Origin of the sequence: Pseudodesulfovibrio sp. JC047 (assembly GCF_010468615.1) — a bacterium.
Lineage (GTDB): Bacteria > Desulfobacterota > Desulfovibrionia > Desulfovibrionales > Desulfovibrionaceae > Pseudodesulfovibrio.
On record NZ_WUEH01000014.1, the window covers coordinates 60,912 to 73,964 of the forward strand.

14 protein-coding genes are annotated in these 13,053 nt (G+C 51.8%); 10 read left to right on the top strand and 4 right to left on the bottom strand.

Annotation, left to right across the window (positions count from 1 at the left end):
* Genes GO013_RS10625 through GO013_RS10635 form a run of 3 tightly spaced genes read left to right on the top strand, consistent with a single transcriptional unit; the run spans window position 1 to window position 2,719 of the window.
* On the top strand, window positions 1-987 hold the full coding sequence (locus GO013_RS10625; protein WP_163810922.1) for an XdhC/CoxI family protein: 987 nt from the start codon (window positions 1-3) through the stop codon (window positions 985-987).
* A complete protein-coding gene (locus GO013_RS10630; RefSeq protein ID WP_163810924.1) occupies window positions 984-2,108 on the top strand; it encodes a DVU_1551 family NTP transferase in 1,125 nt (374 codons plus the stop codon). The genes GO013_RS10625 and GO013_RS10630 overlap by 4 nt, the downstream gene beginning before the upstream one ends.
* Window positions 2,105-2,719: a histidine phosphatase family protein gene (locus GO013_RS10635; RefSeq protein WP_163810926.1), complete on the top strand. Its 615-nt coding sequence runs from the start codon at window positions 2,105-2,107 to the stop codon at window positions 2,717-2,719. The genes GO013_RS10630 and GO013_RS10635 overlap by 4 nt, the downstream gene beginning before the upstream one ends.
* Here GO013_RS10635 and GO013_RS10640 read toward each other — a convergent pair.
* The 4 genes from GO013_RS10640 to GO013_RS10655 are packed head-to-tail and all read right to left on the bottom strand — an operon-like array spanning window position 2,716 to window position 5,559.
* On the bottom strand, window positions 2,716-3,441 hold the full coding sequence (locus tag GO013_RS10640) for a DUF364 domain-containing protein (protein WP_163810927.1): 726 nt from the start codon (window positions 3,439-3,441) through the stop codon (window positions 2,716-2,718). The two genes, GO013_RS10635 and GO013_RS10640, sit on opposite strands and share 4 nt — an antisense overlap.
* Window positions 3,442-3,449: 8 nt before the next feature.
* A complete protein-coding gene (locus tag GO013_RS10645) occupies window positions 3,450-4,118 on the bottom strand; it encodes an ABC transporter permease subunit (protein WP_163810985.1) in 669 nt (222 codons plus the stop codon).
* Window positions 4,119-4,123: 5 nt separating this feature from the next.
* Window positions 4,124-4,846 (bottom strand): molybdate ABC transporter substrate-binding protein, encoded by a 723-nt coding sequence (modA, locus tag GO013_RS10650; protein ID WP_163810929.1) that lies wholly within the window; start codon window positions 4,844-4,846, stop codon window positions 4,124-4,126.
* 17 nt (window positions 4,847-4,863) lie between these two features.
* Window positions 4,864-5,559 (bottom strand): ATP-binding cassette domain-containing protein, encoded by a 696-nt coding sequence (locus GO013_RS10655; RefSeq protein ID WP_163810931.1) that lies wholly within the window; start codon window positions 5,557-5,559, stop codon window positions 4,864-4,866.
* A 143-nt stretch (window positions 5,560-5,702) separates the two neighbouring features.
* Between GO013_RS10655 and GO013_RS10660 the strand changes: the two genes are divergently transcribed.
* The 7 genes from GO013_RS10660 to GO013_RS10690 all read left to right on the top strand — a co-directional run bounded on the left by GO013_RS10660 (window position 5,703) and on the right by GO013_RS10690 (window position 13,052).
* Window positions 5,703-6,755: a TOBE domain-containing protein gene (locus GO013_RS10660; protein ID WP_163810933.1), complete on the top strand. Its 1,053-nt coding sequence runs from the start codon at window positions 5,703-5,705 to the stop codon at window positions 6,753-6,755.
* Between the two features lie 239 nt (window positions 6,756-6,994).
* Window positions 6,995-8,014 (top strand): methyltransferase dimerization domain-containing protein, encoded by a 1,020-nt coding sequence (locus GO013_RS10665; protein ID WP_163810936.1) that lies wholly within the window; start codon window positions 6,995-6,997, stop codon window positions 8,012-8,014.
* Window positions 8,015-8,264: 250 nt separating this feature from the next.
* Window positions 8,265-9,323 carry an extracellular solute-binding protein gene (locus GO013_RS10670; protein WP_343219564.1) on the top strand — a complete coding sequence of 353 codons (1,059 nt, stop codon included), beginning with the start codon at window positions 8,265-8,267 and terminating at the stop codon, window positions 9,321-9,323.
* Window positions 9,324-9,398: 75 nt separating this feature from the next.
* Complete coding sequence (locus GO013_RS10675; protein WP_163810938.1) at window positions 9,399-10,481, top strand: ABC transporter ATP-binding protein; 1,083 nt, start codon at window positions 9,399-9,401, stop codon at window positions 10,479-10,481.
* Between the two features lies 1 nt (window position 10,482).
* On the top strand, window positions 10,483-11,337 hold the full coding sequence (locus GO013_RS10680) for an ABC transporter permease (RefSeq protein WP_163810940.1): 855 nt from the start codon (window positions 10,483-10,485) through the stop codon (window positions 11,335-11,337).
* A complete protein-coding gene (locus tag GO013_RS10685) occupies window positions 11,334-12,188 on the top strand; it encodes an ABC transporter permease (RefSeq protein ID WP_163810942.1) in 855 nt (284 codons plus the stop codon). The genes GO013_RS10680 and GO013_RS10685 overlap by 4 nt, the downstream gene beginning before the upstream one ends.
* Window positions 12,189-13,052 carry a glycerophosphodiester phosphodiesterase family protein gene (locus tag GO013_RS10690; RefSeq protein WP_163810944.1) on the top strand — a complete coding sequence of 288 codons (864 nt, stop codon included), beginning with the start codon at window positions 12,189-12,191 and terminating at the stop codon, window positions 13,050-13,052.
* Window position 13,053: the final 1 nt, after the last annotated feature.

Here is a 13,053-nt window from a genome sequence, read left to right on the forward strand (position 1 = left end):
ATGAAAGCGTTTGTGCGTTCCATTTGTGAACTGATCGGAAAAAATGAAACTTTTGTCATGGCCACGGTGGTGGAGAGTACGGGATCGACCCCGCGTTCTTCCGGGGCGAAAATGGCCGTGCGCGGGGATGGTTCCATCCTCGGTACCGTGGGTGGCGGATTGGTGGAAGCCAAGGCGTGCAAGGATGGTCGGGCCATGCTTGCATCCGGCGACGGCATGGCCGCGCTGACATTTGTTGACATGACGCAGGAACTCGCGGCCAACTCGGATATGATTTGTGGCGGCGGCCTGAGTGTCCTGCTCGAAGTGGTCGAACCCACTGGACCGTGTGCCACGGCGTATAAGGAAGTGGATGCCTTGCTGCGGCAGGGTCACCAGGTCACACTTGTCTCTCGGTTTGAAGGGACTTCGGAGATCAAGGCCGTTGAACATCAGCTTGTTGCTGGTCCTGTCGAGAACGAAACACCTGTCTTCGTCAAAAAAGAGGGTGAGCTGCATCTTTCCGAACCCTTTGTGCCCCCAGCGTCATTGTTCATTTTCGGGGCGGGCCATGTCTCGTTGTTCACGGCGCGGACAGCGGCCATGATCGGGTTCAGAACTGTGGTGCTGGATGACAGAAAGGATTTTGCCAATACCACGCGATTTCCGGAAGCGGATGAAGTGGTTGTTTTGCCGTCATTTGCCGGATGCTGTGACGGATTGGGGGTCGATGAAAATTCGTTTGTCATCATCGTGACACGGGGCCATATGCATGATCGGAATGTATTGGCCGAGGTCCTGCGGACCAAGGCACGATACGTGGGCATGATCGGCAGTACCAAAAAAAGGGACAAGATTTACGCATCGTTGCTTGAAGATGGATTGACCCAGAAAGATATTGATCGATGCCATTGTCCCATCGGTTTGACCATCGGCGCGCAAACACCCGAAGAAATTGCGGTGTCCATCTGCGGTGAATTGATTCAGGTTCGGTCGGGGGAAGTGTGATCCCGCTGGCCGCGATCATTCCGGCGGCAGGGTTGTCTTCCCGTATGGGGGAGTTCAAGCCCCTGCTGCCGTTGGGGAATGGGACGGTATTGTCGCGGTGTGTTGACGGTTTTCGGGCCAACGGCATCGAACAGGTTGTCGTGGTCACCGGCCAACGACATGACGATGTGGCCGCCGCTGCGGTGCAGACCGGGGCACAGCCCGTTCACAACCCCGACTTCATGCGCGGCATGTATTCTTCAGTGGTCGCGGGTGTCCGAGCCTTGAATGCGGATGTCGCGGCCTTTTTTGTGCTTCCGGTGGATATTCCGCTTGTTCGGGGAGTGACAGTGAAGCGGCTGATCGAGAGCTTTTCGGCGTCCGTTCCGTCAGTCCTGTATCCGTGTTTTCTCGGAGAGCGGGGACATCCTCCATTGATCGATCGTCGTTTGGTGCCGGATATTCTGGCCCATGACGGTGCAGGGGGATTGCGAACCGTGCTGGACCGCCACGAGGCCGAGGCCCGGAATCTGGATGTGGCGGATTTTGGTGTGTCTCACGATCTGGATTATCCGGCGGACTATGCCCTGGCACAAGCTGTGGTGGGAACCGGGTATCCGAGTGAACAGGAATGCCGACAATTGTTTGCCATATACGCGGTCCCGGCGAATATCGTCAGGCATTGTCAGGCCGTGAGTCGGGTGGCCGAAGCCCTGTGTGAACGGCTGCAATCCCGGCGGCCCGACAGTGTGTTGGATATGGGATTGGTTCGGGGCGCGGCCTTGACCCATGATATCGGCAAGGGCACCAAACAGCATGAGGTGGTGGGTGCGAAGCGGCTTCATGCCCATGGTTTTCCGGCTGCCGCGACCATCGCCTTGGAGCATTTTGACATGACGTTGGCTTCGGAAGAACCGATCACGGAAAAGGAAATTGTCTTTCTCGCGGACAAATTGGTGTGCGGGGAAGGGCCAGTCTTGTTGCATACCCGGTATCTGCGAAAGATTGAACAATATCGCCATGAACCCGGGGCTGAACAGGCCATTCGAGCCCGTTTAGCCCGTGCCTTGGAGATGTTGGCCCGATTTGACCATGAAATGGGTGTTTCCGCAGAGACCGTGGCCCGGGAGGCGTTGCAGTGATTGTGCTCATGCGACATGCCCGGACAGCCGGAGCCTCTGGACGATGTATCGGCCGCACGCCGGTGCCGTTGTCCGAAGCCGGACGGGAACAGGTTCGGCAGCTTGTGACATCCGTGGGGTGTATCAAATTTCGTCGGTTGTGCACCAGTCCGGCACAGCGAGCTGTGGATACCATTACCCCCATGGCGTTGATTCATGATTTGCAGGTGCAAACCGTGCCGGAATTGAATGAGATCGACATGGGAGCGTGGGACGGGTTGCCCTTTGACGAGGTGCGGCAAAAATATCCGGATCGATATGCGGAACGGGGGAATCAATTCGCCGAGTTTCGGCCGCCGAATGGTGAAAGTTTTTCGGATGTCGCAGCCCGGGCCATGCCTATGGTCGAGCGACTGGCGCAGGGACAGCGACCTGTTCTGGCGGTGACCCATGCCGGGGTGCTTCGTTCTATTTTATGCCGGGTGACAGGCCATCCATTGGATGACCTGTTTCATTTCAAACCCGAATATGTGCGAAGTGTGGTCTTTCGCTGGGAGAACGATCGGCTGACATTGCGCGCTTTCAATGTGGCTCCAGACGACCTTTCGTCTTTTGTTCCGCCGGTTCGCTAGGCACTTTGTGGACAGAAACGGTCCCATCCCATGAGTGCGGCCCCGCCGGAAATGGTTGTGCCGTAAAACAGGATGGGCTTGTCGGTCAGGAATTGATCGATGCTGCTGTTGGCCAGTGTCGTGCCGGTCACGAGCAACATGTCACACCAGTCAATGGCATCGGCTGTGGCGTCGCCACCTTCCACCAATACGCCACGTTTGGTCTGGCCGATGTTGTCCGGGTCCAGATCAATGAGCCGAATTTCGGTTTCCTTGTTGAGGGCTTCAGCCAATGCCGGTTGGAAGCCGATGATGGTGATCTTGCATTTCCCGTATTTTTCCTTGATGTGATTGAATATCTGCTTTGAACATTCCTTTGGCCCCTCGTCCTTGCAGTGAATTGTTCCCCGGGCCAATCCGAGCGAACGGCACACCGCATTGAGGGTGGCCACGAACACGGCACGGTTGAAATTGGTGTCCAACGGCAGGGCCGCGACGTCTTTCAATGTGCCGGTGTAGTTGCCGTAATGGTCGGTAAAAGCCTGTCCCCGTTCGCCACGAAAAGCGGCTTCCATGAGTTTTTCTTTACCCTGCTGGATAGGAAAGTCATTTTCTTCAGGGGTGCCGATGGCTTCCTTGACCGTGAGTGGTCCCGCCGAAACAGTGATGCTTTCGTTGAGGATGTTCTTTTCTTTCCAGAGAGCGACGGCCTTGTCGCGAACGGTTTCCAGTATGGTTTTCATGAGTGCTCCTAGACAGCGGATAGTTTTTTGAGTGCGATGAAAATGGTCAGTGAAAAAAGGCCGATGAGCGAGGACAGGACCAGTGCCCGTTCAAATTCGCCGCTAAAAACGGCGTTATAGATTTCAAGAGAAAGCGTGTTGGTTCTGCCGATGATGTTGCCGCCAAGCATCAGCGTGATTCCGACCTCACCCAGAGAACGGCCCAGGGCCAGAAACCAGCCAGCGGCCAGATTGCGGCGGACATTGGGCAACAGGACAAACCAGAAGGTCTGCCATTCGTTTTTGCCCAGGATTCTGGAGGCCTCGGCCAATGGCTTGACATTGCCCCTGAGTGCCGCTTCCACGGGTTTGACAACCAGTGGCAATCCGGCCACAAACGCGGCAATGACCACACCTGGAAAGCTGAACACAATCTTTATGGGCAGGACCTGCCCGATCAGCCCGGCTCGTCCGAGCAGCATGAGCAGAATGAAGCCGGTGGCGATAGGTGGAAAAACCAGAGGCAGCGTGACCAGAAAATCGACGATCGAACGCAGCATACTTTTCCCCGACGTCAGATAATACCCGAGAAAGATACTGCAAATCAAGTGCAACAGGCCGGAAACAACCATGACTTTGAGTGTCAGGCACAGCGGGCCGATGGTCTGCGGCTGGAGCAGAATCGTGAAGAAATCCATCTGACTCACAGTCCGTTGGCCTGTATGATCGCCTGGGCTTCAGGGGTTTCGAGAAAGTGCAGGAAATCTTTGGCCTGTTCCATGCGTGGGCTGTCTTTGAGCAATCCGGCGAGAATGATGATGGGGGAATAGGTGTCCTGATTGATGACCACATATCCACCCAGTTTGTCGGTCACATTGAGGGTATGGGTGAGGTTCATGAATCCCATGTCGATTTCATTGGTGGTCAGATAGGAGAAGACCTGCGGCACGGTCGCGACTTCGACCAGTCTGGGCTTGATGTCGGGAAGCCGTTTGGTGGATTGCAGGAATTGACGGGCCGCCTTGCCGTAAATGGCTTTGTTGACATCCGGCAGGGCAATTCGTCCGGCGGTGTCCAGGTCGCTTAGAGATGAAAAAGACGTTTTTTTGGCAAAAGCGAGGACGAGCCGACCTTTTCCAAGGGGCTGACGGATGGCAAATTCGAGTGCGGCTTTGTCCAGAAAGCTGGCATCGCCAATGACGATGTCCACGTTGCCGGTCTGTTTTGCCAATGTGGTGACACGGGCCATGTTGCCGAAGAGCAGGTCGATGGTTTGGCCAGTCTGTTTGGTATAGGCCGTGTTGAGTGCGTTGACCATTTTCTTGTATCCCGCACCCGAGGCGAGGACCGCGTTGTCTGCGGCGGCGACTGTTGCCATGCAGAGAATGAGAAAGGCCGTGACAATGAGTGTGCGAGTTGTGCGCATGTGTTTTCCTTGTGAGCTTATGAGTATGAAGGCACGGACAGATGGGCTGTGCCGTGGTGTTGCTGGTATTGACGGGTCAACCAGTCCGGGGTGATGCGGCCGCTTTCCACGGCAATGATATTGTCACCCAGCTGGTCCGCTTCCTTGAGGTCGTGTGTCACGTGAAGAATCGGAATATTGAGATCGGTTTTGAGATCGGCCAACAGGGAACACAGAAAAGTGCGGGTGACCGTATCCAGAGCAGAGAACGGTTCATCGAGCAAAAGCAGGTCCGGTTCTCTGGCAAGGGCCTGACAGAAAGCGGCACGTTGTCGCTCCCCACCTGAAATGCAATCCGGTCGTTGATTTTCAAGATGGAAGATGCCGAAGGTCTTCATCAGACTGTCCACCGAATTCGGCGTGATGGCACCAAAGACGATATTTTGGCGGACGGTCATGTGGGGGAAAAGGGTGTATTCCTGAAAAACCAGTCCGATTTTTCGTTTTCTGGTGGGGACAACGGCCATTGTACTGCGTGAATCCATCCATGTCACGCCATTGAGAGAGATGGTCCCGCTGTCCGGCCTTTCCAGTCCGGCAATGAGGCGGACGAGTGTCGTTTTTCCTGCCCCGGATGGCCCGACAATGGCGGTCAGTTCTCCGGTGGCGCAGGAAAACTGGGTGTGGAGATCGAAATGGTGCATTTTTTTGTGAATATTGACGGTCAGACCCATGGGTAAAATCCTTATGATCGTGCGGTGACAGACAGGGGTTGTGTCATGTGTGTAATTCCCCTATATTTTGTGCTCTTTTTCGGCAACCACGTCACGCGAGTAGAAAAAAACGTGACTCAGCAAGGAATATGGTCAGTTGTTGTATGAAGGAAACCAACCCGGCGTACCCACGCGAATTTTTCAATGTCTCGGAACACGTCAATTATTTGGAACCCTCGGAATTGCAGGATTTTGAACGTGCATTCAAAAAGTGGAGGGATGGTGCTGTCCGGGCGGACAGTGTGCAGGCCCGGGAACGGATGTGGCTTATTTTCCTCTTGCTCAGGCATACCGGCGCACGTTTGGGTGAGATATTATCATTGGATGACACCACGGCCTTTGAACGAGAAGGGATGTTTGTGCGTGTGGGGCGGGAAGGACGGGTTCGTGAAGTCCCGCTTGCCAACGAATTGTTTGCCGAAATATCAGGGGCGTTGGAAGGCCCGTTGGGGTGTGGATTGCGGGGGACATTCTTTCATGTCGATCCTGGGTATTTTCGTCGGATTTGTTACGCGCGTGGCTCGGAGTGCGGGTTGTCCAAGGACCGAGTTTGTCCGAAAGCCCTACGGAATACCCGGGCCGTGGAAATGCTTCGAAGCGGTGTGCCTATTACTATCGTCAAGGAAGTCCTCGGCCAGTCCTCACTTGATCTGACGGCAAATTTCCAACAGTTTTCTCCGGGAGATATGCAGTCCATCGTGCGAATGGCGTACAACTCCATGCGTAAGAAAACCAGTGCCAGGAATTCCTTTGTCGGCCATGTTGTTGCTGTGGCCACGGATTCGGTCATGGCTGAAGTCACCATGGAGACGCGTTCGGGCACGCGGTTGTCTGCGGTCATCACCATGGACAGTCTGCACAATTTGAAATTGGTCCGGGGTGCGCCGGTCATTGCCACGGTCAAGGCGCCATTGGTTAATGTCATGACCGGGGACAACCCGCTCGTCGGCAGTGCGAGAAATCGGTTCAAGGCGACGGTTGTTCGGGTAACGGATTCGCCTGTCCTGTCTGAGGTCTTGGGGCGGCTGCCGGATGGGACTGATGTCTGTGCGCTTGTTTCGGCGCAGAGTGCTGGCGATCTGGCTTTGCAGTCCGGACATGAAGTTGAATTTTGGTTCAAGGCATTGTCCGTCGTTTTGAATACGGTTCAGGTATGATGTTTGAGGGATAAGTGCCCTTTTCGAAATCCGTCTGAGGTGGAGAATACTCTGTGCGACATGGAAAGCGTGTGTCGATGCCATTTTGTTTTGAACCGGAGCGTTGACGGATTTATGTTTAGTTGCTAAACACAAAGGCGAGTCCTCTTTGAATTGATCAGAAAGTCGGGACGTCAGAAGATTTGTGTCTGGATATTTTTTTGAATAAAAGGTTAAGCGTCTTAACGAAAGGGGGATGTATGTTCGTGAAGCACCCGCGTGCGAATTTCGAGCCGATCAACGCCATGCTGATGCAGTCATTGGCCAGCAAGGCGATTTTGAGTGCTGTTGAATTACATATTTTTGATTGGTTGGAAGGGACGACGCTTTGTGTGGATGATTTGGCGGACCGGATGGGATTGCTGTCGCAACGGTTGGAGCCGTTGTTGCGGCTGCTGGCGGTCGCCGGATTGCTGGAAGAACAGGCGGATGGATATACGAATTCCCCGCTCGCGTCGGAGTTTCTGGTCAAGGATGCTCCGCTGTATCAGGGGGAAAACATACGATTGACCATGCGTTTCAATGCCATGGTGGAAAATGAGATTGCGTCCCTCATGGCAGGGGGTGAGGTCAAGCAGGCCTCCTCGGCAAATGATTGGGGCGTGGCAGACAACATGGAAGGCACGGCTCAGGACGCCAAGGGTGGCGCTTTGTCGGCTGTGGTGGATTTTGTCGCTGACTTGCCGGGGTTTGATGCCTTTGATGCCATGGCTGATGTCGGCGGGAATCATGGGCTATATACCTTGGGGGTGTTGGAACGCAATGCGGCCATGCGTGGGGTGATCGTGGATAAACCCCATGTGGTGGCGTTGGCTCAGACCCGATGCGACCAATTGGGGTTCGGTGACCGGGTGACGACGTTGGGTATGGATTTTAAAACTGATCCGTTTGTTTCTGGTGTCTTTGATGTCATTTTGACCTCGCATGTCTTGTACGCTTTGTCGGATGATTTGCCGGGGGCGTTGCAAAAAATTGCTGATGGGTTGAAGCCGGGCGGCTGGTTCGTTTCGCATCATTATTCTGGCTACACTGCGCCGGGACATGAAATGGCCAAGGCCTCTCTGGAACTCTTGACCCGGTTGTGCGGGTATGCATCACATTTTATTGAACAGGAAACATTGATTGACGCTTTGAATGATGTGGGATTTGAGACCATTCGTTGTCAGCCGGTGGTTGAAAACGGCATGGGCTTGATGGTTGCTGCGCAAATGAAAAAGTGATCGTAGTGCCTTTGGATAGTTCAGTTATTCACAAACTGAAACCTTATGAAGATTGCCCTGACCTTCGGGCAATCTTTTTTTATTGTGTATGTTCTTTATTCTTTCGTTCTATTAGTATAATTTTAACAAAATTGGCTGTTGTAAATAGAAATGACACTCAATTGTAATGCTTTTCAGTTATGTAATATTGTACAGGGTTGTACTTGTCATATCATATTTTTTTTTGTCATTTTTAATAAGGAGTCTGACCGTGAAGAAGAGTATTGTGTTCGCTTTCTTGGCAATGTTTATATGTGCCGGGACAGCCCATGCGGAGACACTGAAATTGTTGACATGGAAAGGGTACGCCCCGCCGAAATTGATTGAAGTCTTTGAAAAGGAAACTGGCATTAAGGTTGAAGTCACTTTTTCCAATAATGAGGAAATGATCGCCAAATTGCGTGCGACACGCGGTGCTGGTTTTGATTTGGCGCAACCTTCTCAGGACCGTATCTCTTCTGTGCAGAAGAAATTCAAATTGTATCAGCCGCTTGATTATTCCAAGGTTGATGCGTCCTTGTTTGTTTCGTCCATGTTGGATGCAGTGAAAAAGAATACATTGGTTGATGGGAAATCATACGCTGCTCCTTTCTGTTGGGGGACTTCAGGGCTGGTTGTGAATAGCGAAAAAGCTGTGGGGGCGACGTCCTTCAAGGCCCTGCTTGATCCTCAATATGAGGGTCGTGTAAGTTATCGTTTGAAGAGGCCTACGCTGATCGCTATGGGTTTTGCACTCGGGTATGATCCTTTTGCTTTGTACAGTGACGTCGAGGCATACAAAGCGATGCTTGATAAAGTCGCTGAAGCATTGATTGATGCCAAACCTCTCGTGAAAAATTATTGGGCCAATGGTGATTCCCTGCTCGAATCCATGCGGTCCGAAGAAGTTTTCGTTGCCATGGCCTGGGACGCTGGTGGATGGAAGCTGCATGGCGACAATGCTGCCATCGATTTCAAGGCCCCTTCAGAGGGCGCACTTGGCTGGATCGATACCTTTGCCATTCCGGCCAAAGCCAAGAATGTCGAAGCGGCCTACAAGTGGATCAATTTTATCATGAAGCCTGAAAATGCTGGGTACTTCACCTCTCAGGAAAAGTACGGCACAGCCTCCAAGGGCGCGTTGGAATTTGTTGAAAAGGCTGTTGCTGACAATTTCGCTCGTTCTTTCCCTCCGGAAGTGCTTGATGCGGTCAATTGGTATCCGCCTGTTCCTGCAAAACTGGAAAGTATTGAGGGCAAAATTCTCGATAAAATCAAAGCTGCCAACTAGCCTCTTTCGTGGAATTCAAGGCGGTGAGTCAGATTGACTTGCCGCCTTATCTAATCTTTAATATTATGAAGTATTATGACTAACGATTTATCTGTTTGCAATATGGTAAAGCGGTTTGAAAACTTTACCGCTGTCGATGATGTAACCTTTAACGTTCCCACCGGTTCTTTTTTTTCCATTCTCGGCCCGTCCGGTTGTGGCAAAACGACTTTGCTGCGTATGATTGCCGGTTTTGAAAGCCCGACGTCCGGTTCTATTGAAATTCGAGGCAAGGACATGCTGGGCGTGTCTCCCAATCTGCGGCCCGTGAATCTCGTGTTTCAGCATCTCGCCTTGTTCCCCATGATGGACGTGGCAGGAAATATTGCTTTTGGTCTCAAACGGCGCGGGTGTGGATCTGCTGATATTAAAAAGAAAACCGAGGCCATGCTTGAACGGGTCGGCCTGCCCGGATTCGGTCATAAGCAGATCAATCAATTGTCGGGCGGACAGAAACAGCGTGTGGCCATTGCCCGGTGTCTGGTGCTGGAACCATCAGTTTTGTTGCTTGATGAACCGCTTGGTGCCCTGGACCTCAAGCTTCGTGAACAGATGAAGGTTGAATTGAAGAAATTGCAGGTCAAGGTCGGCACTACCTTTATTTATATCACGCATGATCAGTCCGAGGCTCTGGTCATGTCTGACCATGTCGCGGTCATGCATAACGGGCGGTTTGAGCAGGTGGGCACGCCGCAGGAGTTGTATGGCAAACCCGCGACGCCATTTGTCGCCAAGTTTGTTGGGGATAACAATATCTGGAGTGGCAAGGTTGTTGAACGAGCCGAAGGGCGGGTGCGTATTTCCACTGATGAAGGATATTCATTTTTATCCAAGGCGCACGAATCGTGTCGCGGAGCGGAACGGGTTGATTTGTTTTTACGCCCAGAAGCCATGCGCATCGAACCACACAATAAAAAAGGTCTGAATACTTTTAACGTCACCGTTAAAAGTATTTTGTTTGATGGGGCCAATAGTCGGCTTTTGACGGTGACCAGAGAAGACCATGAATTGCTTGTCACACTGCCTCAAAATCATAAATTCGATTATATTGAACCTGGAAATGAAGTGACTATCGGTTGGCACCCAGCATCTGGCATCTGTTTTGATGCGGAGGCCTAATATGACACGTTCACGTTTGGGATTTTGGATCTTTTTTGCGCCGGTTTTGTTGTGGTTGTTGTTGCTTATTATTTTGCCACATCTTGATCTCCTGACCATGAGTTTCAGGGGAGAGGATGACTATGGTGATGCCGTCTGGACCATGCAGAACTACATGAATTTTTTTACCGAGCCAGTGTACTGGTTCACCTTTGTTCGCACGGCATTGTACGCAATCATCACCACATTCATTACCTTCCTGCTCGCCATGCCGGTCTCTTTTTATATCGCCAAACTTGCCCGGACACGGGTGCAGGGCGCACTCATGATTCTGCTGTTGCTTCCATTCTGGGTCAGCGAACTGGTCCGTATCTATGGGTGGATGATTTTGTTGCGAGAATCCGGGGTGCTCAATTTTCTCATGCTGAAATTGGGGATCATCGATACCCCCATCGAAATGCTGTACAATGATGCGACCATGATAATGGGGTTGGTCTATACATCCATGCTGTTCATGGTCGTGCCGTTGATTTCGGTCATGGAAAGCCTGGACGATAGCCTGATTGAGGCTGCACATGATCTCGGGGCAGGGCCTCTGACCATTTGGCGGACTATTATTATCCCGCATTGTAAACCCGGTATCACTTCCGGAGCGATTGTGGTCTTCATGCTGGCTTTGGGCAACTATCTGACCCCGAATCTCATGGGCGGAAAGAATTCGCTCTGGTTTACCGAACAAATCTATAATCAGTTTATTGCCAGTTTCAACTGGAATCAGGGATCGGCCTTCGGGTTCCTGCTTTTGGTCTTGAGTTCGCTTATTATTTGGGTGGGACTGAAAGTGACGGGCCAGAAGCTCGGAGAGGTGGCGTCATGATTCGTTCCCTCCCCAGAAGCAAGACCTACAATTGGTCGTTCAACCTGTTTATTCTCGCATATTTTACCTTCCTTTTCGCACCACTGCTCGTCACCTGTGTGTTGGCGTTCAATGATTCAAATTATCCGTCCTTGCCGTGGCAGGGATTCAGTCTCGATTGGTTTTTGGCGGCCGGGCCTGAACGGATCGGGCTTTTTCATGACGAACAGAATTTACGATCCATTTTGACGAGTTTCCAGACCGCGTTTTTCGTGTCGATTCTCAGTGTGGTGGTGGGCACATGTGCCAGTTTTCTGTTCGAGAAAGAGAACTTTCGATTCAAGGGTGTCCTGTATTTCCTGATGTTGGCGCCATTGGTGATACCAGGTGTGATTCTTGGTATCTCACTGTTGCTTGCTGCCAATACCGCAGGCATGTTCTTTGAAGATACGTTCGGTCTTGATTTCGATGTGTTTCGACCCAGTTTCTGGCTGGTCGTGTTTGGCCAATTTTCTTTTATCACGACGTTTGTGACGTTGGTTGTTTCGGCACGACTCCGTAAATTTGATATATCGCTGGAAGAAGCGGCTTTGAATTTGGGGGCGACGCAATTCGGAGTTATTTGGCATATCACCTTGATCTTTTTGCGTCCTGCGATTATAGGCGCGTGGGCAGTGGCTTTTCTCATGAGTTTTGAGAATTTCAATACCACGTTGTTTCTCGTGGGGTCGGAGCCGACCCTGCCGATTAACCTCTATCTACAGGTTCGAGATGGGAGTACGCCGGTCATTAATGCGATATCTTTGATGCTGATAGTCGGTACATCGCTTTTGGCCATGGTCAATCTCTATTTCACCAGAAAGGATGAGTAGGTGTTTTTCGATTTTTTAACGGGAAAGGGCCATGTTTGTGCCCACCGGGGTGCACGCTCTCTTGCACCTGAGAACACGTTGTTGGCTGCCAAGGTCGCCTTGGAGTCGGGGGCTGATTTTTGGGAACTGGATGTGCATAAAGTCGCTGATGGTACCCTGATGATTTTCCATGACGATGTACTGTCTCGGACCACAGATGTTGCGACGCATCCGTATTTTGTCGGAGGTGGGCCGTGGGAAGCCCATGTGTACACGGGTGAGGAATTGCGGCAGCTTGATGCGGGGTCATGGTTCCTTCAAACCGATCCATTTGGTTCCATTGCGCGTGGAGATATCCCCGCTGAAACTTTGGAAGAGATGCCAGGGTTGAAGATTCCAACCTTGCGAGAAGCGTTGGAATTTTGCCGGAAACATGATTTCCCTGTCAATGTTGAGATCAAAGATCAGTTCCAGTCTCCGGGAGATTTGTCCATTGTCGAAGAAGTGCTCCATGTCGCCCGAGAAACGGACACGACCGATCTTATTTTGTTGTCCTCCTTCAATCATGCGTATTTGACCCGGATGCGATATCTTGCCCCGGATTTGCCGTTGGCTGCATTGGTTGAAAAAGAGCATCCCGAAGATATCCGCGACTATTTGAAACGTCTTGGAGCCAAGGGGTACCATCCAAGAGAGGATATCCTTGATTCTGGCCTGGCGCAGAGTCTTTCAAGCGAAGGGATTCAAGTGAGTCCTTTTACCGTGAATGATATGGAACAGGCTCAATCCTTATTGGACGCGGGATGTTTCGGGATCATCACGGATTTCCCGCACACCTTGCGTGATCGAATTCCTTCGGATGCGTGTTGCAGAATTTCAGCGTGAT

What these genes read in the sequence shown, in the direction of transcription:
- GO013_RS10665 (WP_163810936.1), top strand. Translation starts at nt 6,995, where the DNA reads ATGTTCGTGAAGCACCCGCGTGCGAATTTCGAGCCGATCAACGCCATG.
- GO013_RS10625 (WP_163810922.1), top strand. Translation starts at nt 1, where the DNA reads ATGAAAGCGTTTGTGCGTTCCATTTGTGAACTGATCGGAAAAAATGAA.
- GO013_RS10645 (WP_163810985.1), bottom strand. Translation starts at nt 4,118, where the DNA reads ATGGATTTCTTCACGATTCTGCTCCAGCCGCAGACCATCGGCCCGCTG.
- GO013_RS10675 (WP_163810938.1), top strand. Translation starts at nt 9,399, where the DNA reads ATGACTAACGATTTATCTGTTTGCAATATGGTAAAGCGGTTTGAAAAC.
- modA (WP_163810929.1), bottom strand. Translation starts at nt 4,846, where the DNA reads ATGCGCACAACTCGCACACTCATTGTCACGGCCTTTCTCATTCTCTGC.
- GO013_RS10655 (WP_163810931.1), bottom strand. Translation starts at nt 5,559, where the DNA reads ATGGGTCTGACCGTCAATATTCACAAAAAAATGCACCATTTCGATCTC.
- GO013_RS10685 (WP_163810942.1), top strand. Translation starts at nt 11,334, where the DNA reads ATGATTCGTTCCCTCCCCAGAAGCAAGACCTACAATTGGTCGTTCAAC.
- GO013_RS10640 (WP_163810927.1), bottom strand. Translation starts at nt 3,441, where the DNA reads ATGAAAACCATACTGGAAACCGTTCGCGACAAGGCCGTCGCTCTCTGG.
- GO013_RS10660 (WP_163810933.1), top strand. Translation starts at nt 5,703, where the DNA reads ATGAAGGAAACCAACCCGGCGTACCCACGCGAATTTTTCAATGTCTCG.
- GO013_RS10680 (WP_163810940.1), top strand. Translation starts at nt 10,483, where the DNA reads ATGACACGTTCACGTTTGGGATTTTGGATCTTTTTTGCGCCGGTTTTG.